This window comes from Peribacillus sp. FSL K6-1552, assembly GCF_038005205.1.
Taxonomy (GTDB): Bacteria; Bacillota; Bacilli; order Bacillales; family DSM-1321; genus Peribacillus; species Peribacillus butanolivorans.
The window spans coordinates 1619725-1639279 of record NZ_JBBOST010000001.1; the positions used below are offsets into that span (position 1 = coordinate 1619725).

Below are 19555 nucleotides of genomic sequence, written 5' to 3' on the forward strand. Positions count from 1 at the left end.
AATGAATTGTTGAAGAAACTATAAAGCAAAATATTTTTGCTTATAGAATAATAATAGCAAACCTTTTTAATGAAAGGACGAGGTGCCAAATGGCTCAAAAAACTAAACAAGCTAAATTTAATGTACAGAATCAGCTTAAGAAAGTGGAAGAACAATTTGAAACTTTTCAAATTATAAATGAAGAAGGAGAAGTCGTTAACGAAGCGGCAATGCCTGATTTAAGTGATGAACAACTACAAGAATTAATGCGCCGCATGGTTTATACGCGTATCTTGGATCAACGTTCAATTTCATTGAACCGTCAAGGGAGATTAGGGTTCTATGCACCGACTGCCGGTCAAGAAGCCTCGCAAATCGCTTCCCAGTATGCATTGGAGAAAGAAGATTTCATTCTTCCAGGTTATCGTGATGTGCCGCAAATTGTTTGGCATGGTCTGCCGCTTTGGCAAGCATTCTTATTCTCAAGGGGACATTTTAAAGGGAATCAAATCCCGGAAGATGTTAATGTAATTTCACCGCAAATTATTATCGGTGCTCAGTATATTCAGGCTGCAGGTGTAGCTTTAGGTATGAAAAAACGCGGTAAAAAAGCAGTAGCAATCACATATACGGGTGACGGTGGTACATCACAAGGGGACTTCTACGAAGGAATCAACTTTGCAGGTGCATTTAAAGCACCAGCTATTTTCATCGTACAAAATAACCGTTTTGCAATCTCAACACCTGTTGAATTGCAATCAGCATCGAAAACATTAGCCCAAAAGGGTGTGGCTGCAGGTATCCCTGGTATTCAGGTTGATGGTATGGATGCGTTAGCCGTTTATACAGCTACTAAAGAAGCGCGTGAACGTGCGATTAATGGCGAGGGCCCTACATTGATTGAAACATTAACTTACCGTTATGGACCACATACGATGGCTGGAGATGACCCGACACGTTACCGTACTTCTGATATGGATAATGAGTGGGAATTGAAAGATCCATTGGTTCGTTTCCGCAAGTTCTTGGAAAACAAAAAACTCTGGAATGAAGAATTAGAGAACGAAACAATAGAAAAAGCAAAAGACGATATTAAAGAAGCAATCAAAAAGGCAGATGCAGAACCTAAGCAAAAGGTAACAGACCTTATGGAAAACATGTTTGAAGAAATGCCTTATAACTTAAAAGAACAATATGAAATTTATAAAGAGAAGGAGTCGAAGTAAGCCATGGCTCAATTGACGATGATTCAAGCAATTACAGAAGCATTACGTACAGAACTTAAAAATGACGAGAATGTACTCGTTTTTGGAGAAGATGTTGGTCTTAATGGTGGAGTTTTCCGTGCAACGGAAAATCTTCAAAAAGAATTCGGAGAAGATCGTGTATTCGATACACCTCTTGCTGAATCTGGAATCGGTGGATTAGCGGTCGGTCTTTCTTTACAAGGTTTCCGTCCTGTTCCTGAAATTCAATTCTTCGGTTTTATCTATGAAGTAATGGATTCCGTAAGCGGTCAGCTTGCTCGTATGCGCTACCGTTCAGGCGGACGTTACAGTGCGCCGGTTACAATTCGCTCACCTTTTGGAGGCGGAGTGCATACTCCGGAAATGCATGCTGATAGCTTAGAAGGTTTAATGGCTCAGCAACCAGGGTTAAAGGTAGTTATCCCTTCCACTCCTTACGATGCTAAAGGCTTATTGATTTCAGCGATTCGTGATAATGACCCTGTCATTTTCCTTGAGCACATGAAATTGTACCGCTCTTTCCGTCAGGAAGTTCCTGAGGAAGAATATACAATTCCATTAGGAAAAGCGGATGTGAAAAGAGAAGGAACGGATTTATCCATTATTACGTATGGTGCGATGGTACAGGAATCAATCAAGGCAGCTGAAGAATTGGCTAAGGAAGGTCATTCGGTTGAAGTTGTTGACTTACGAACTGTATCTCCATTGGATATTGATACAATCATTGCTTCAGTAGAAAAAACTGGACGCGCTATCGTTGTTCAAGAAGCACAAAAGCAAGCTGGCATAGCAGCGAATGTTGTCGCGGAAATTAACGAACGTGCTATTTTGAGCTTGGATGCACCAGTACTACGAGTGGCTGCTGCTGATACAGTATTCCCGTTTTCTCAAGCTGAAACAGTATGGCTCCCTAATTATAAAGACATTATTGAAACGGCGACTAAAGTCTTGAAGTTTTAACTATCTTGAGTATTCGGAATGGTAGTAACTGCTTGAGGAAGTAATTCGCATTAGAAGAATTACAAGATAAAGGACTTTATTCAAAGCACTAAGTATGATTTAATATAGGAGGTTGAACTCAGTGGCATTCCAATTTAGACTCCCTGATATCGGAGAAGGTATACACGAAGGTGAAATAGTGAAATGGTTTGTTAAACCAGGAGATAAGATCCAAGAAGATGACGTGCTTTGCGAGGTTCAAAACGATAAAGCCGTTGTTGAAATTCCATCACCAGTGGAAGGTACCGTGGAAGAAATCCTTGTTCAAGAAGGAACGGTTGCCGTTGTCGGTGATGTACTTGTAACATTCGATGCTCCAGGTTATGAAGATCTTCAGTTTAAAGGGGATCATGGAGAAGAAGCGAAGGCAGAAGGTGAGAAGAATACGGAGGCCCAGGTTCAAGCTACGGCTGAAGCTGGACAGGAAGTCAAGAAAGAGGCTGCTCCGGTTCAAGAAAATAGTGCAGAAACGGGCGCGGGATCACAACCACAGGTTGAGGCGGATCCTTCACGACGTATTATCGCCATGCCTTCTGTTAGGAAATATGCACGCGAACAAGGGGTAAATATTCGTGAGATTTCTGGTTCTGGGGATAATGGCCGCATCATGAAAGAAGATATCGATGCTTTCAAAAACGGCAAAACGGCTCCACAGCAACCAGCAGCTCAAAGTGAAGCTTCACAACAAAACGATACGGAAACAACCGAAATACAAAAAGTTTCAATTCCAGAAGGGCAATATCCTGAAACTCGCGAGAAAATGAGCGGTATGAGAAAAGCGATCGCCAAAGCAATGGTTAAATCCAAACAGACAGCTCCACATGTAACATTAATGGATGAAGTCGATGTGACGCTACTAGTTGCTCATCGTAAGAAATTCAAGGAAATTGCTGCAGAAAAAGGAATTAAGCTTACATTCCTACCTTATGTTGTTAAAGCGTTAACAAGTGCATTGCGTGAATTCCCTATGCTTAACACATCGTTTGATGATGAGGCAAGTGAGATTATCCATAAACACTATTACAATATCGGAATTGCGGCAGACACAGACAAAGGACTGCTCGTTCCAGTTGTAAAAGATGCAGATCGTAAATCAACTTTTGCTATTTCACAAGAAATTAATGAATTAGCTACGAAAGCTCGTGACGGAAAATTGGCTCCTAACGAAATGAAAGGTGCTTCATGTTCCATCACGAATATCGGTTCCGCAGGCGGTCAGTGGTTCACACCTGTAATCAATCATCCAGAAGTTGCCATTCTAGGGATTGGACGCATTGCCGAAAAAGCAATTGTACGCGACGGGGAAATTATCGCCGCTCCAGTTCTGGCATTATCACTGAGTTTTGATCACCGCATGATTGACGGGGCTACTGCTCAGCATGCATTGAATCACATCAAAAAGTTATTGAACGACCCAGAATTATTGCTAATGGAGGCGTAAACAATGGTAGTAGGAGATTTTCCAATCGAAACAGATACTTTAGTGATCGGTTCAGGCCCAGGGGGATATGTTGCGGCAATTCGCGCAGCACAGCTTGGACAGAAAGTAACGGTCGTTGAAAAAGGAACAATTGGCGGAGTTTGTTTGAATGTAGGCTGTATCCCATCAAAAGCTTTAATTTCAGCGGGACACCGTTTCCATGAAGCTCAACATTCAGAAGACATGGGTATCTTTGCAGAAAAAGTTACTGTTGATTTTTCTAAAGTACAAGCTTGGAAAGGTACTGTTGTAAAAAAATTAACTGGCGGCGTAAGCAGCCTGTTAAAAGGTAATAACGTTGAGGTTGTAACAGGCGAAGCTTATTTCGTTGATGAAAACAGCATCCGTGTTATGAATGATGACTCAGCTCAAACATATACATTTAAAAACGCAATCATCGCTACTGGTTCATCACCAATCGAGATTCCGTCCTTTAAATATACGAAACGTGTACTTAATTCTACTGGAGCTCTTGCTTTGGAAGAAGTTCCAAGTTCTATCGTAGTAATCGGTGGAGGTTACATTGGTACAGAGCTTGGCGGCGCATTCGCCAGCTTTGGAACTAAAGTGACTATTCTTGAAGGTACGGAAGAGATTCTTTCTGCAGGCTTTGAAAAACAAATGGCAGCACTTGTTAAACGTAACCTTAAAAACAAAGGTGCTGAAATTGTTACTAAAGCAAATGCTAAAGGTGTGGAAGAAACTGAAACAGGCGTTACCGTTACTTATGAAGTAAAAGGCGAAGAGAAAAAAGTCGAAGCCGATTACGTTTTAGTAACAGTAGGTCGTCGTCCGAACACTTCAGAAATTGGTCTTGAACAAGTCGGAATCAAAATGACTGACCGTGGTTTAATCGAAACTGATAAACAATGCCGTACAAGCGTGAAAAACATTTACGCAATCGGTGATATCGTTTCTGGACCTCAATTGGCTCATAAAGCTTCTTATGAAGGTAAAATTGCAGCTGAAGCCATTGCAGGACATTCATCAGAAATCGACTATCTTGCTATTCCGGCCGTTGTATTCTCTGAACCAGAACTTGCTTCTGTCGGATATAATGAAAAAGAAGCGAAGGAAGCTGGAATCGAAGCGCTTGCTTCTAAGTTCCCATTCGCTGCAAATGGACGTGCTCTTTCATTGAACAATACGGACGGATTTGTGAAGCTAATCACTCGCAAAGAAGACGGATTGGTTATTGGAGCCCAAATCGCAGGACCAAATGCTTCTGATATGATTGCAGAACTTGGTTTAGCTATCGAAGCAGGAATGACTGCTGAAGATATCGCGATGACAATCCATGCACATCCAACTTTAGGAGAAATCACTATGGAAGCTGCTGAAGTAGCCCTAGGAACTCCAATTCATATTATTAAATAATTGATACCAAAAAAAGCGTGCTGCCATTTGCAGTACGCTTTTTTGGTTTTTATAAATAAAAAATAAATTAAAACTGGTACAAATTTAATGTCTTCTCCCAAATTAGGATATTTTCTTTACTCAATTTAAATGAAAAGTGCAAAATGGGCATAAGCTATACAAAGGTCTTCATACTATTTTTCTATAAAAGGTTTAAATTGAGTAAAAGAGGAAAAAAAATAGGAAGAGCGATGTACTGAAGAATAAGGCTGCCGATTAAACAAAGTGGCTGATTATTCATTTTAAATGGGGTGGATCACTTGAAAAATTATCTGGTAATCCTCTTTCAACTAATCGTTTGGAGCGGATATACATTGGTTGAATGGCTTTCTGTTAATGATCGTTTTGTTTTTAAGGTATTTATGTTTCTGGTTTTTTCTTATTTGGCCATTTACATTGGTAAAATGATTTTAAAATCCAACAAGCGGACAATGCTTGTTACCATAATCAGTTTACTATGTTACGGTGTAATGCAAATTCTTTTGGAAACGTTAGTACCCATTTATTGAATTTTGAATCTTTACAATGACACATGAAAAACACGGAGGAAACATGATCACCAAAGTAGTAGTTATGTTTGTATTTGCTTCACTTTTATTAATTGGTTGTAATAATTCAGGTTCCAATCAAACTGAAAAAAAAGAACCAAAAAGTGTTGAAACAACTACCACTATCCAAGAAGAAACCAAACAAGAACAAGATATGAAAGAAGAAGCATCAAAAACAATTAGGAATTCAGAGAAAGAAAATTTTCAGGCCGAGTACCGGTTGAACAAAGAGAATTGGTCATTTGAACCAATTCAGGATGCAGAACCTAAGGTTGTCTTGTTGACGTTCGATGATGCACCTGATAAGTACTCGTTAGAAATTGCAAAAACACTTCAAAAACTTCAAGTGCCGGCGATATTTTTTGTAAATGGACATTTTCTTGAAAGTGATGAAAAGAAATCGATGTTAAAAGAAATTCATGATATGGGCTTTTCCATCGGTAAATCGTAAAATTGAATAATTTGGTGGAAGGCATTATCGGGGAACGCCCTAAGTATTTTAGGGCGCCTTTTGGATCTAATACCGAAGTTGCTGCAAATGAAAAAATGCTGGTCATGAATTGGACATATGGATATGATTGGGAAAAGGAATATCAAGATAAAAAAGCATTGACAGAGATCATGTTGAACAGCCCTTATTTATCCAATGGAGCCAGTTTACTGATGCACGACCGAAAATGGACGAGAGAAGCGATAGAGGATATTGTGAAAGATTTTCATAAGAAACTTCTATGGCGGCGATTCTCGCCGCCACCATCTACCACGAAAACCTGCTCTTTACCCAAGATAAAGTCTAACCCATTAAACCCTTGACAATAATGGATGATAACAATACAACCAGGCTGAATCTTTTTTGGTGGATCTTAAGGAAGATACCCTGTATAAGAAACTGGTTGTGACAGTATTGAAGAACCATTTAGTGTACTACAAGTACGTATACAAAAATTTTTGTAACAAATCTCCTGTCATATGTATTGTTAATCTTTTATTGAGGTGATTCTCCTATGGAAGCAATGATTGAACGGTGTGCTGGCCTAGATGTACACCAAGAAACAGTAGTAGCCTGTGTATTATTTGGTCCATTAGATAAAAAGCCAAATACCTCTATTGAAACGTTTTCAACTACAACAACAGGACTCTTGGCTTTAAGTGATTGGTTAACTACCCTTCAGGTATCCGATGTTGTAATGGAAAGTACTGGAGTCTACTGGAAACCAATATGGAATATACTCGAAGATTCTTTTCACCTTGTTCTTGCCAATGCCAGACATGTCAAAAATGTTCCAGGGCGTAAAACTGATGTGAAAGATGCCGAATGGCTTGCCAAGCTTCTAAGATGCGGACTTATTGAAAGCAATTTTGTTCCACCGGAGGATATTCGTGATTTACGAGATCTTACTCGTTATCGAAAAAAATTGATTCATCATCGCACCTCAGAGCAGAATCGCATTCATAAAATTCTTCAAGATGCTAATATCAAGCTAACATCCGTTCTATCAGACATTTTTGGTGTATCGGGACGCCGTATCCTTGAAGCGATTCTAAACGGTGAAAAAATAGAGACCGATGGTCTTCGAAAAATGGTGGATAGGCGAACAAAAGCTAGTATTACGGACATTTCCAGTGCAATTAATGGTCGTATTCGCCGTCATCATCGTGATATGTTGCGTTACCATTGGGGACATATGGGTTATTTAGAAGAAGCCATAGAAGAATTGGAAAAACAAATCGATCAACTCCTGTCCCCATATCGTAAGGAAGTAGAATTATTGGATGGTATACCTGGTGTGAACAAAGCAGCCGCAGCAACTTTTATCGCAGAGATGGGCGTTAATATGACCGTATTTAAGTCGGCTAAACATCTTGCCTCATGGGCTGGCGTGAGTCCCGGAAATTATGAAAGTGCTGGTAAAAAAAAACAAGTAAAACCACAGAAGGAAACAAAGCATTAAAAACGATGGCCGTAGAGTGTGTACTGGCAACCTCAAGGCAAAATAATCGAATTGCTTCACATCGAAAAAGGATTACCAAACGACAGGGGAAAATGAAGGGACGAATTGCTTCTGCTCATTTACTATTGACGATTGCTTACAACATCTTAAAAACCGGAGAACCCTATCATGAACTAGGCTCAAATTACCTTGAAGAAAAACAAATGAACAAAGAATTAAAAATGATCGAATACCTAAAAAAGAAAGGCTATACAATCGATCCATCAGAACAAAAAACTGCATAACCAGTTAAAATAACGACATAGTACATTTACGTCCTTCAAAAAAATTAGAATATGGTGGGCTTATTTAAGTATGGCCTTTCACTAAAGTGTTTTCATACAAAAGGATATAAGATTCTTGACCCAAAATTAATTGAAACGCCTGAATGATTTGAAGTTACGGCCACTATCAGTTTTTTATTTTCTTGGATAGTAATACATCACTCGCTTGTTAAAGAGATGGAGCTGTGCTCGTAACTTCTTTGCAAGGAATTTGCATAATTCATTAGCTTTCCCTTTATCACCGAATGTTGCCGTTTCTGGGAGGGTGAATTGGATATAAGATTGAATTCTCTCTAGTCCATCTTCGTCCTGAACGATTTCTTGGTCGACTCCGATTAGTATCATGTGATATCTGTCCACATTGGATTGGAGATAAATTACTTTATCTTTCATCTTTTCAGGCTCTTTCATTTCATAAGGAAAGGCCTTCTTATCATAATCCCAATTGAGTTGTTTTCCAGTTTTAGCGGTGATCATTTGGTAATATGTGAGCAATTCCTTCACGTCTTCAATGGTTACGGCTTCTTTCACGGACTCAGGAACGAGCTTGATATAGGCATTTTCAATCATTTGAATCCCCCTTAGCTCTATTGATTTTAATTGTATTTTAACATTTTATGGTTGTTTTATATACTTATCTATATGTAAATTTAAAGGTAAAATTCCTTTTTCACTCTTCTGGGTTAGTTTGGTAATATGATGAAAAATTGTTAAAGTGTGTTGACTTCCAGTTTTTATTTTGATGTAAAATTTATACAGATGATAGTTAATAAGAGGTGGGAAGCTTGATTTTAAAATTTAAAGAACATATTCATGTTTTACAAAAAAAGGGGCTGTATCACTTTATATAAAGCGATACAGCCCCTTTATGTTTTTTTAAAGGGGTGTAAGGGATGTTGCTTACCGGTAAAGATTTAGCAATAAATCAATCATATTTAATAAAGAGGTGGTCACCCTTTTTAGTCGAAGACTTACGACTTTGCTGAACTGATGCAAGTAAAAGCATGAGTTTATATTTAGGGTGAAAAAGATCCCAAATGGACAAAGAAGAATGATGAATTACCAAGGGCCACGGCTGCACGCAATGGGCTGGGTGGGGTCCAAGAAGCGGCTATTAGAATCCTATGTATAATCTTGAACCGAAAGAGTTTGTTGTTTACGGAGGAATAGGCAAGGCAGCCTATAGATGCTATCATGAAAAAACTGTATGAACTGGAGTCACATGAAACATTGATGATCCTATTTGGCAAACTGGTAGCGGTATCTGCTCATAATCCTTTGTATGGTGGTTATATACCTTTAAGATAGTAGAACAAGCTAAACGACTTCGAATACCCTGACCTTTATCCAGCTAGTTTTATATGGAGCATGGAAGAGACGTTTGAATGCTTCATGATAAAATGAATCAGCCTACCGTGCAGCTTGGAGACTCCGTCCTACTAACAATTTTAAGCGGGCTGCAATCCAGAGAGAAATAAATCAAAGGCATTAAATTAAATGAATTTATGGGAAAAATATATATGTTATACTTTATAGCTTGAAATTATAAATGTGTTATATTATAATGCATATAAAGCGGTTACATTTAATCATTAATGCATACAATATAGAGGAAGGGGTTGTAAAAATGGGAACTATCGTTTGTCAAACATGCAATAGCACGATTGATCATTTTGAAGATGAAAAAGTAAGTGTACTTTATACACACAATCACAACTGCCACAGCTGTGATACAGCTGCCTCTGAGAAATAATAAAAAAGATAATCTCTGATAATAATAGAAGTCGAGGGTGTTTCAGGAGCTTTAACCTGAGGCACCTTTTTTTTATGCAATCTAAAAGGGGAAATAAAATTCTAAAAATTTCAAAGTTCTATATAGACGAACATTGGTATTTTGTTTACTTTCTAGGGAAGATTAGATGTGAAATGGGGGAATAGTATGCGTAGTGTCAATGCTTCTGAAGTGGTCGCTGCAAGTAAATTTAACCGCTTTCATTTATTTGTTTTCCTTTGGTGTTTTTATGCCATAGCTTTTGATGGGTACGTACGACATCGCGATGTATGGGGTCGGCTTGCCATGGATGATGGAAGAGTGGGATCTGAGCTCGATTCAAGCAGGAGCTATTGCCAGTTATTCTTTGGTAGGCATGATGCTAGGGGTACTCCCTTGGTGGCATTTTTGCCTCAGTGATTGGAATGTATATCAAATATCCAGTTACTATTGATCCATCCATTGATACATGGGATGTTCAACGAAATAACTTTGTCACTAGCTCGTTCCCAACCTCCATCTATTCTAGTAATACTTACATGGATACAGGATATAACAGTTATTTTGTCTCTACTCGTGGTCTTGTTCAATTTTACTTACCTAGTTTACCAAGTGATAGCAAGATTTCTAGTGCTACGTTTAAAGCCTATCAGACTCAAGTAGATGCTACCAATGTGTCGGTCGATTTAAATCGGATTACCAGCAGTTGGACTAGTTCTGTAACATGGAATCCACAGCCTACTATCCAGTCGACACCAGAAGATACCGTAACCAGTAATACATCCAATGCTTATTGGCAGTGGTCGATTACACAATTGGTAAAGGATTGGTATAACGGAGTCGTTCCAAACTATGGATTCATGCTAAAACAACAGAACGAAACGACATCGTAAACAATGGAACTAATACTCCACAATTAACTATTAATTATACGGTTGATCCCATTGGTATAGAAAATTATTGGGGTCTTACGAAGGATGGTGTAAATCCTGTAAATGGAAATTTAGTTTATCAGAAAAATGATTTATCGATTCCAGGACGTGGCATACCAGTAAGTATGACTCGTACGTATAACAATCGAAAATCCCATGTTACTGGAATGTTTGGTTATGGATGGACTAGTAATGTTGAAAAGAGACTTGTGGATGGTGGAACTGGTCCCATTACACTGATCGATGATGATAATACGCGACACATCTTTGGACAAAAGATAGGTGGGGGGTATGTAGCTGCTGGTGGTGATTATTTAACACTTGAGAAAAATGGAGATGGAACCTACACCATTACGCAAACAGATGGAACAAAAGAGAACTATAATGCAAGTGGAAGCCGCTTAGGCACTTTTTTATACTGTCCGTAAAATGGGGCACAGTTCAATATTTGAGCAAGGTTCTTTTTCTTAGGTAGTGCAGGAGAAGGAACAGTGACTTGTCTGCAAAATGAAATACCAAGAAGTTAGAAGGGTAGCTAAAATCTTTCCAATTTTAGTAAAATATTATCAATATTGCTAAAGTGGGAAGTCGATAATTACTATGTTTTGCAGTGCACCTTGGCAAAAATGAAAATAAATAAAGAATTTTAATATTAAAACTGTTGATTTTATAAGGTTTACAGAATTGGCATAACTTTTGCATATAAAGATTTGTATACAACTTAAAGGAAGAAATAAAAACGGTAGCATTTCAGATTACTAAAATTAGGAGGCATAATAATAATGAACTATTCATCAAAACTAGTAAAAGTAAATAAAGATCCAGGGCATGGCTCACACATCTCCCCTGTTTATATGACTTCAACATTTGTTTTTGATAATGCAGAAGTAGGAGCACAACGCTTCGCAGGAGAAGATCCAGGATTTATGTATTCACGCCTGGGAAATCCAAATGTAAGAGAACTGGAAGAGAAGGTAGCGGCATTGGAATTTGGTGAAGGATGTTTGGCTTTCTCATCTGGAATGGCTGCCATAACTGGCTGCCTTTTAGGTGTTTTGCAGGCAGGAGATCACGTTGTTGCACACACAGCGTTGTATGGGGCGACGCACGCATTTCTATCCAAAACAGTAAAGAAATTTGGAATTGATGTAACATTTGTACCGTTTAAGACAGGGGAAGAGCTTGAACCACACATTACAGATAGAACGAAAGTGGTCTACTTTGAAACTCCTTCTAATCCCACGCTTTCCTTAGTGGATATGAAGAGTGTAGCGGCGATCGCTAAGCAAAAGGGTATCTTGACTATTGTTGATAATACGTTTTTGTCCCCATATTTACAAAATCCTATGCTATGCGGCATTGATATTGTTGTCCACAGTGCAACGAAATATTTGTCGGGTCATGGATATCTTATTGGCGGACTAGTGATTTCCAACAAGGAAATTATTGATCCGATGAGAAAAGAAGTGCAGAAGACTATGGGAGCAAATTTGGCCCCTATGGATGCCTGGCTTCTCTTTCAAGGGATACGTACATTGCACATTCGCATGGACCGCTCACAAGAAAATGCACAAATTTTGGCTGAACGCTTGGAAAAACATAAGGCAATAGAGAAGGTTTATTTTCCAGGACTAGCAAGTTTTGAAGATAAAAATATCATGGAGAAACAAATGAAAGGTCCTGGAGCAATGATTTCTTTTGTCTTGAAGGGGGGATACGAAACAGGCGTTAAACTTATGAATTCAGTAAAATTGAGTACTTTAGCAGTTTCCCTAGGGGATGTAGGTACATTAATTCAACATCCAGCTTCGATGACACATGCGATAATCCCTAAAGAAGAAAGAGAAAAAGCAGGTCTCTATGATGGACTCGTTCGTTTTTCGGTTGGAATTGAAGATGTAGAAGATATATGGAAGGATCTCGAAATGGCATTAGAATAACGGTGCGGCTTCTGGGGTACCGGTCGGGCGGGAGTAATCAAGCCGGGGATAGGATTAAACCGGGAGATTTGTTGAGCGTTTAGGTTAAATATGATCTGGAAAAATCCAACTAGAAAAAGAGGGTGTATAAAATGCTAAACCCATTGGCTTTAGGATTAAATCATGTTATTGAAGAACGGAATAAACCAGTATATGAGATGTTTTCATTGTTAGGAAAATCCTTGTATTTCCCAAAAGGAATTGTCAGCCAAGCAGGAGAAGCAAGGGGGAAAGCGGACACTTTCAATGCAACAATCGGGATGGCTACAGAGGGTGGACACCCCATTTATATAGATGTGATTCATAAAAACCTCTCCGCCTACGATCCGAAAGATCTGTATCCCTATGCACCGCCTGCAGGAAAACCGGAGCTGCGTGAGGTTTGGAGAAAAAAGCTTCTAAAGGATAATCCTTCACTTGAAGGAAAGGTATTCGGCATCCCGATTGTGACGAGCGGGCTGACCCATGGCTTGAGTATTGTATCCGACCTTTTTGTGGAAAAAGGCGATTCGATTATCTTGCCGGATAAATATTGGGATAATTATCAGATTCTCTTCAACGTCCGCCATGGCAGCGAGACCGTGACTTATCCTTTATTTACGAAAGCTAACGAATTTAATGTAGAAGGGTTGCTGGAGGCCCTTTTATCCTGCAAAAATGGTAAAGCGATTCTTGTGCTTAATTTTCCGCATAATCCCACCGGATATACTCCAACGGAGAAAGAGGCAGAAGGAATTCTTGAAACCATTAAGCAGGCAGCGGATCTTGGGGTTAATATTGTTGCTGTTATGGATGATGCTTATTTTGGATTATATTACGAAGATTCAATCAAGGAATCTATATTTGCTCGTTTAGTAGAATTACACCCGCGTGTCCTCCCGATTAAAATTGATGGGGCAACGAAAGAAGAGTATGCTTGGGGCTTTCGTGTTGGGTTTCTCACATTTGGAATTCAAGATCCTCTGGTTTTAGAAGCGTTGGAGAAAAAGGCGATGGGTTCTATTCGAAGTACGATCTCATGCAGTCCGCACCTTTCCCAAACAATCATTTTGGATGCCTTATTAAATCCCGAATTCGAAATGCAGCGCAACGAGAGAAATACAGTAATGAAAGACAGGGCCAAACGGGTCAAAGAAATTTTAGCAGACGGGAAATTTGCGGATGAATTTGAACCCTATCCCTTCAACTCAGGATATTTCGTATGCCTTCGCATCAAGCATTCCGATGCTGAAACACTAAGGGTCCATTTGCTCAATCAGTATGGAGTAGGAACGATCTCCCTTGCAAAGACGGACCTTCGGATTGCCTTTTCTTGTGTTGAATTAAACGATCTAGATCGCCTTTTTGAAATGATCTATCAGTCTTGTAAAGAATTAAATCCATGTTCTATAAAGCTGTGACGGAAAATGTTGTGGGGTATATGGTGAATATGGCAGAATCAGATGTACTTGGCTTTCATGATCTTCCGGATTATTTGTACCAATTTCAAGCACCTATTCATACCGGAGGGTTAAGTTTAGATGAGATGGTGGCCGAATATGAAAAATCCATTATCCAAAGTTTCTTCTTAGGTGGTCAAGATCGAAAAGATAAGGAAAAAGTAGCGGAAGAATTGAAATTTAGTTTATCGACACTTTATCGTAAGCTAGAACGATACAATCTAAAAGTTTGATCACTTTACCTAAGATTGCAAATTTTATTTGCAATCTTTTTTCGTCTCCGTGGGGGATATTTCGAATATTTGGAAATATTTTTTTCAAATTTGGGAACCGAAAAACAGTACGGAGCGTTAGGTTATCACTATATTCGTCGCGGAAATGGGAATTTCTCAACTAGTTCGATAGTAGGAATGTTGAATTAACAAGGATTTTATTTTGGCATAACACTTGCATAATATGATAACGAAAAGGAGGAGGTGGAGTCCGTTTGAAAAATATAGATAAAATTTACAGAATATTAGAATTATACAGAATAGTGAAACTAATAATCTGCAAATCATCCATTTTTTTAAAAATATAGGGGGGAATTATTTATGAAAAAGAGTTTCATCATAATCGCTTTTTCGATACTCGTAGCACTTCTATTATCTGCATGCGGAAAGCCCGAAAATCAGGCAGCAAGTCAACCAGGCAAACAGGCAGATGAGGGTAAGGATTTGCTAGAGCAAATTAAATCGAATGGGACCATTAAAATTGGAACAGAAGGAACCTTTGCACCTTTTAGTTACCATGATTCTTCAGGGAAGTTAACCGGTTTTGATGTTGAAATCGCGGAGGAAGTAGCAAAAAGAGTTGGTGTGAAACCAGAATTCATTGAAACCCAATGGGACGGTATGTTCGCAGGACTCGATTCAAAGCGGTTCGATATTATTGCTAATAATGTAGGAATTACTCCTGACCGCCAGAAAAAATACGATTTTTCAGAGCCGTATATTATGTCAAAACCTTTCTTAATTGTTCACAAGGACAATAATACGATTAAATCATTTGAAGATTTGAAAGGAAAAAAATCGGCTCAGACATTAACTAGTAACTATAAAGAAATAGCAGCATCTTATGGTGCTGAGATCGTTGGAGTAGAAGGTTTTAATCAATCCATTGATTTATTACTTTCAAAACGTGCGGATGCGGCTGTAAATGACGGACTATCCTACCTTGATTTCAAAAAGCAAAAGCCTGATGCACCAGTTAAATCCGTCGCAGAACTTGATGAACCGGCAAAAATGGGAGTCATGATGAGAAAAGGAAATAAAGAATTGGTAGAGGCCGTAAATAAAGCGCTTTCTGACATGATGAAGGATGGTAAATATTTAAGTATTTCACAAAAATACTTTGGAAAAGATGTTTCAAAATAGGGAGGGTTCTACATGTTTGCTGACGAAAGAATGGACCAAATTGTTGACATCATTGTAAATTCCTTTTTCCCGATGTTAAAAGCTGGGATTGCGTTTACGGTTCCCTTGACATTAGTATCCTTTTTTCTGGGACTCCTTCTTGCTTTACTTACAGCATTAGCTCGAATCTCGGGAATTAAACTTCTGGACGCTATTGCAAGATTTTATGTATGGGTGGTTAGAGGAACACCGCTGCTTGTTCAGTTGTTTATTATTTTCTATGGACTTCCAAGTATTGGTATAACGATTGGCCCGTTACCGTCGGCTATTATCGGTTTTACTCTTAGCGTTGGCGCCTACAACTCAGAGATTATTCGTGCGGCTATACTCTCCATTTCCAAAGGTCAATGGGAGGCGGCTTATTCTATTGGGATGAGCTATCCGCAGGCATTAAAAAGAATTATTCTCCCTCAGGCAACAAGGGTATCTGTCCCGCCTTTGGCAAACAGTTTTATTAGCTTGGTAAAGGATACATCGTTGGCCGCTACCATTACGGTGACTGAAATGTTTAGAGTTGCTCAGCAAATTACCGCAACAACCTATGAACCATTGGTACTCTATTGTCTAGCAGGATTTATTTATTTGATTTTCAGTACCGTTCTTTCGAATGCACAAGGACAGATGGAAAAACGACTCGATCGTTATGTGACGGGCTAATTTGATAGGGGGAAATATACATGATTGAAATAAAGAACCTGCATAAACAATTTGGACAAACAGAGGTTTTAAAGGGAATCGATCTAAAAATTGAGGAAGGCAATACAGTTTGTATTATTGGGCCATCAGGTTCAGGGAAAACAACCTTGTTACGTTGCCTGAATTTATTGGAAACGCCTACAAAAGGGACCATTAAGCTTGGAAAGTTTTCTTTGGATTTTCAGGATAAAAAACCAGTTCCAAAAGATAAGGTGATTAAGTTCCGTCAACAAACGGGTATGGTTTTCCAAGGTTACAATTTGTTCCCTCATATGACTGCACTTGAAAATGTTATGGAAGGTCTTGTTTACGTTCGTAAACAAGACAAGGAAGCCGCTCGTACGAAGGCTCTTCAATTGCTCGAAAAGGTAGGATTATCGGAACGGGCGAACCACTATCCATCCCAGATATCCGGTGGACAACAACAACGTGTAGGAATTGCACGGGCGATGGCAATGGAACCTGAAGTTCTGCTTTTTGATGAACCAACTTCCGCGTTAGATCCTGAGTTAGTTGGTGAGGTTCTAAAGGTCATGAAAGAACTTGCTAAAGAAGGAATGACCATGGTTGTAGTGACACATGAAATGAATTTTGCGCGTGAAGCAGCGGATAAAGTCGTATTTATTGATAAAGGTGTAATCGTTGAAGAAGGAACACCTCAACAAATTTTTGAACATACAGGGCATGAACGGACATTACAATTTTTAAATAAACTTTGTTCATAGGTAAGGGCCGGTACCCCCAAGCTGCGGAAGAATGGAAAACTCGTTACTCGGCACTTTCCCGTAAGTTAGAACGACAGAATCTTATAACTTTACCCTAGGATTGCAAATTTCAATTGCAATCTTTTTTTGAATAATTAAGAAAATATGGGACAGTTTAGAATATGCAGACAACAGAATTTTCAGATATTCTATGCAATTAGGTAAATGTGAGGTTACAGGTGAATTTTTAACAGCTAATGAAGTACATTGTCATCATAAATTGCCTAAAAAATTCGGTGGAACAGATGAGTTTGGTAACCTAAGAATAGTTCACAAATATGTCCACAGATTAATTCATGCTAAAAAGAAACAAACGATTGATTATTATAGGGCTATTCTTCAGTTGGATGGTAAACAATTGAAGAAATTAAACGCGTTTCGTAAAGTGTGTAATTTAGTTGCTTTAGTCTAAAAGAATAAGATGGACCGCCGTCTGCGTTGAAAGGCGCTCGTACGGTGCGGCGCAGGGGGAAAGATGGAGATGACATCAAAATTTTTACCTATTGCGTATTGATAAACTAAAAAAACACCGATTTTACCTATATAAGACAATCTTTACCGGCTGGCTTCTCAAGCCGGTAAAGATACGGATGGAGGAAAAAACATTCGTTTTTTCTTGATGAAAGCAGGCATCGAGCCTGCTTAACGGTTGCTAAAGCAACCTAAATCCTCTGATATGTTGTAATGACGTTTCCTTTCACAATATGCAAAAACCGTAAAGGAGATAAACTTCTGATAAGGAATTACCTCTACTATAAACCGTCTCTATTAGCCCGGTCGGATTGGTGCGATTATAGCACCGAGCTTATATCCTTGATCCTGTCATCAGGATTTGATCCGAAGTCAGCCTTCATCTGGTTCTCCATCCCGAGCATTTTGGGGGCTTGCGCTTTGTTATTTGTTCAAGAGAAATATGGAAGCTTTGATAAAGTCGGTTAGGAAGGCGAAGAGGAGAAACGCTCTTTTACGATTAAAACATCATAATAAGCATAAAAAAACCAGAGCAGTTTGTTTATGCTCTGGTTTTTGATATACAATCAGTTTTTAATAATTCGTAAATATTTAATTTCTGGATCCTCTGGACCTTGAACTGGTAGACCAACCTCGATATTTTTCTGAATGTAAGTGATATTATCTTCTGTTATCAGTTCACCAGGTATAAAAATCGGAATCCCTGGCGGATAGACCATGATGAATTCAGCACTGATTTTGCCAACAGATTCCTCGATAGGAACCACTTCAGTTTCTGCGTAAAATGCATCTCTCGGTGATAAAGCAAGAGGTGGTGTATCGGGAAGCAGGACTTCGATTTTTTCATGATCAGCAGCCATTTCTTTAAACTCATCCGATAAGTCTTTAAGGGCAGTGATTAACAAATCTGCTTCTGTTTTAGAGTCCCCTGGTGTGATTAGGCAAAGGATGTTATACAAATCAGAAAGTTCTACTTCAATATTATGTTTTTCTCGAAGCCATTTCTCAACGTCGTATCCAGTAATATTCAATTCTTTAATGGAGATGATTAGTTTTGTCGGATCATAACTATAGGTTGCCTTACTACCTAAAATTTCGCTTCCAACACAGTATAAATAAGGAATCTCATTAATAGCTGTCCGTGTATACTCTGCAAGCTTGATAGCACCATCTATCATTTCTCTGCCAACGGTGGCAAGTTGTCTTCTTGCTGTATCGAGAGAAGCAAGAAGAATATAGGAAGTTGAGGTAGTAGTGAGCATACTCAAAATTGCCTGGACCCGATTGGCAGAAATTAAACCATTCTTAACATTTAAAATGGAACTTCCTGTTAGTGATCCACCCAGTTTATGAACACTCGTAGCGGCCATATCAGCTCCAGCTTGCATAGCGGACATAGGCAAGTCTTCGTGGAAGTGAATATGAACACCATGGGCTTCATCAACCAGTACAGGTATTTGGTAGGAATGAGCAACTTCTACAATTTTCTGCAAATCAGCAGAAATGCCGAAATAGGTCGGGTTTATTACGAGTAAGCCTTTTGCATCGCTGTGTTCCTTTAATGTTTTTTCAACAGCATCAATGGTAATTCCATGTGAGATTCCCAAGTCTTTGTCAATTTCAGGATTGATGAAAATAGGAACCGCTCCTGAAAATACAATAGCAGACATAACAGATTTATGTACGTTCCTCGGGACGATGATTTTATCCCCAGGACCGCAGACTGCCATGACCATCGTCATGATTGCACCGCTTGTTCCCTGAACGGAAAAGAATGTATGGTCGGCCCCAAATGCTTCAGCAGCAAGGTCCTGGGCTCTTTTAATGATTCCCTTTGGCTGATGGAGATCATCGAGTGGTGCGATATTGATTAAATCTATAGATAGTGCATTTTCTCCAATAAAGTCACGAAAATCAGCGTCCATTCCTTTTCCTTTTTTATGACCTGGAATATGAAATTGAACGGGATTTTTTTTGGCATGCTGTAATAAGGCAGTATATAATGGTGTTTCATTCTGTGACAATTCTTTGTGGCCCCTTTTCAATATAATAGGTACGAAATATCCAGGGAAATATACTCCCTTTCTATTTACAGTCGTATGTTT

21 protein-coding genes and 1 pseudogene are annotated in these 19555 nt (G+C 38.9%); 20 read left to right on the forward strand and 2 right to left on the reverse strand.

What is annotated here, in order from left to right; genetic code table 11:
- The first annotated feature begins 89 nt into the window (after window positions 1–89).
- The 9 genes from pdhA to NST21_RS07880 all read left to right on the forward strand — a co-directional run bounded on the left by pdhA (window position 90) and on the right by NST21_RS07880 (window position 7905).
- Window positions 90–1205, forward strand: a complete 1116-nt coding sequence (gene pdhA / locus NST21_RS07840; protein ID WP_340888607.1) for a pyruvate dehydrogenase (acetyl-transferring) E1 component subunit alpha — start codon at window positions 90–92, stop codon at window positions 1203–1205.
- A gap of 3 nt (window positions 1206–1208) precedes the next feature.
- Window positions 1209–2186: an alpha-ketoacid dehydrogenase subunit beta gene (locus tag NST21_RS07845; RefSeq protein ID WP_053345166.1), complete on the forward strand. Its 978-nt coding sequence runs from the start codon at window positions 1209–1211 to the stop codon at window positions 2184–2186.
- A 121-nt stretch (window positions 2187–2307) separates the two neighbouring features.
- Window positions 2308–3666 carry a dihydrolipoamide acetyltransferase family protein gene (locus tag NST21_RS07850; RefSeq protein WP_340888609.1) on the forward strand — a complete coding sequence of 453 codons (1359 nt, stop codon included), beginning with the start codon at window positions 2308–2310 and terminating at the stop codon, window positions 3664–3666.
- A gap of 3 nt (window positions 3667–3669) precedes the next feature.
- On the forward strand, window positions 3670–5082 hold the full coding sequence (gene lpdA / locus NST21_RS07855; RefSeq protein ID WP_053345168.1) for a dihydrolipoyl dehydrogenase: 1413 nt from the start codon (window positions 3670–3672) through the stop codon (window positions 5080–5082).
- A gap of 290 nt (window positions 5083–5372) precedes the next feature.
- Window positions 5373–5630 (forward strand): hypothetical protein, encoded by a 258-nt coding sequence (locus tag NST21_RS07860; protein ID WP_309446312.1) that lies wholly within the window; start codon window positions 5373–5375, stop codon window positions 5628–5630.
- Window positions 5631–5673: 43 nt separating this feature from the next.
- A complete protein-coding gene (locus tag NST21_RS07865) occupies window positions 5674–6120 on the forward strand; it encodes a polysaccharide deacetylase family protein (RefSeq protein ID WP_340888612.1) in 447 nt (148 codons plus the stop codon).
- A 2-nt stretch (window positions 6121–6122) separates the two neighbouring features.
- The gene (locus tag NST21_RS07870) at window positions 6123–6482 is read left to right on the forward strand and encodes a hypothetical protein (RefSeq protein ID WP_340888613.1); all 360 of its coding nucleotides are present in this window, start codon (window positions 6123–6125) and stop codon (window positions 6480–6482) included.
- A 191-nt stretch (window positions 6483–6673) separates the two neighbouring features.
- Window positions 6674–7621, forward strand: coding sequence for an IS110 family transposase (locus tag NST21_RS07875; protein ID WP_340888221.1), 948 nt, complete (start codon window positions 6674–6676; stop codon window positions 7619–7621).
- Window positions 7622–7626: 5 nt separating this feature from the next.
- Window positions 7627–7905, forward strand: coding sequence for a hypothetical protein (locus tag NST21_RS07880; protein ID WP_340888220.1), 279 nt, complete (start codon window positions 7627–7629; stop codon window positions 7903–7905).
- A 174-nt stretch (window positions 7906–8079) separates the two neighbouring features.
- Here NST21_RS07880 and NST21_RS07885 read toward each other — a convergent pair whose 3' ends face one another.
- A complete protein-coding gene (locus tag NST21_RS07885) occupies window positions 8080–8514 on the reverse strand; it encodes a DUF1885 family protein (protein WP_053345171.1) in 435 nt (144 codons plus the stop codon).
- A gap of 1057 nt (window positions 8515–9571) precedes the next feature.
- On the opposite strand from NST21_RS07885, the gene NST21_RS07890 reads away from it, so the two are divergent.
- From NST21_RS07890 to NST21_RS07940, 11 genes and pseudogenes are all read left to right on the forward strand, one after another.
- Window positions 9572–9697 (forward strand): GapA-binding peptide SR1P, encoded by a 126-nt coding sequence (locus NST21_RS07890; RefSeq protein WP_082527744.1) that lies wholly within the window; start codon window positions 9572–9574, stop codon window positions 9695–9697.
- A 186-nt stretch (window positions 9698–9883) separates the two neighbouring features.
- Window positions 9884–10135, forward strand: coding sequence for a hypothetical protein (locus NST21_RS07895; RefSeq protein ID WP_057213441.1), 252 nt, complete (start codon window positions 9884–9886; stop codon window positions 10133–10135).
- Between the two features lie 5 nt (window positions 10136–10140).
- Window positions 10141–10608, forward strand: a complete 468-nt coding sequence (locus NST21_RS07900) for a DNRLRE domain-containing protein (RefSeq protein WP_340892478.1) — start codon at window positions 10141–10143, stop codon at window positions 10606–10608.
- 137 nt (window positions 10609–10745) lie between these two features.
- The gene (locus tag NST21_RS07905) at window positions 10746–11075 is read left to right on the forward strand and encodes a DUF6531 domain-containing protein (RefSeq protein ID WP_340892479.1); all 330 of its coding nucleotides are present in this window, start codon (window positions 10746–10748) and stop codon (window positions 11073–11075) included.
- Between the two features lie 354 nt (window positions 11076–11429).
- Window positions 11430–12587, forward strand: coding sequence for a trans-sulfuration enzyme family protein (locus NST21_RS07910; RefSeq protein WP_340888617.1), 1158 nt, complete (start codon window positions 11430–11432; stop codon window positions 12585–12587).
- 131 nt (window positions 12588–12718) lie between these two features.
- Entirely contained in the window at window positions 12719–14026 is a 1308-nt protein-coding gene (locus NST21_RS07915; RefSeq protein ID WP_340888618.1) for an aminotransferase class I/II-fold pyridoxal phosphate-dependent enzyme, read from the forward strand.
- A complete protein-coding gene (locus NST21_RS07920) occupies window positions 14008–14298 on the forward strand; it encodes a hypothetical protein (RefSeq protein ID WP_340888620.1) in 291 nt (96 codons plus the stop codon). Before NST21_RS07915 ends, NST21_RS07920 begins: the two co-directional genes overlap by 19 nt.
- 360 nt (window positions 14299–14658) lie before the next feature.
- The gene (locus tag NST21_RS07925; protein ID WP_340888621.1) at window positions 14659–15480 is read left to right on the forward strand and encodes an amino acid ABC transporter substrate-binding protein; all 822 of its coding nucleotides are present in this window, start codon (window positions 14659–14661) and stop codon (window positions 15478–15480) included.
- A 12-nt stretch (window positions 15481–15492) separates the two neighbouring features.
- Window positions 15493–16176: an amino acid ABC transporter permease gene (locus tag NST21_RS07930; protein WP_056530533.1), complete on the forward strand. Its 684-nt coding sequence runs from the start codon at window positions 15493–15495 to the stop codon at window positions 16174–16176.
- 20 nt (window positions 16177–16196) lie between these two features.
- Window positions 16197–16940, forward strand: a complete 744-nt coding sequence (locus NST21_RS07935; RefSeq protein WP_056530532.1) for an amino acid ABC transporter ATP-binding protein — start codon at window positions 16197–16199, stop codon at window positions 16938–16940.
- 148 nt (window positions 16941–17088) lie between these two features.
- Window positions 17089–17391, forward strand: a pseudogene (locus tag NST21_RS07940) (HNH endonuclease signature motif containing protein); the annotation flags it as partial.
- Window positions 17392–18016: 625 nt separating this feature from the next.
- Here the strand turns inward: NST21_RS07940 and NST21_RS07945 are convergent.
- On the reverse strand, window positions 18017–19474 hold the full coding sequence (locus NST21_RS07945; RefSeq protein WP_056530531.1) for an aminotransferase class I/II-fold pyridoxal phosphate-dependent enzyme: 1458 nt from the start codon (window positions 19472–19474) through the stop codon (window positions 18017–18019).
- Between the last annotated feature and the right edge of the window lie 81 nt (window positions 19475–19555).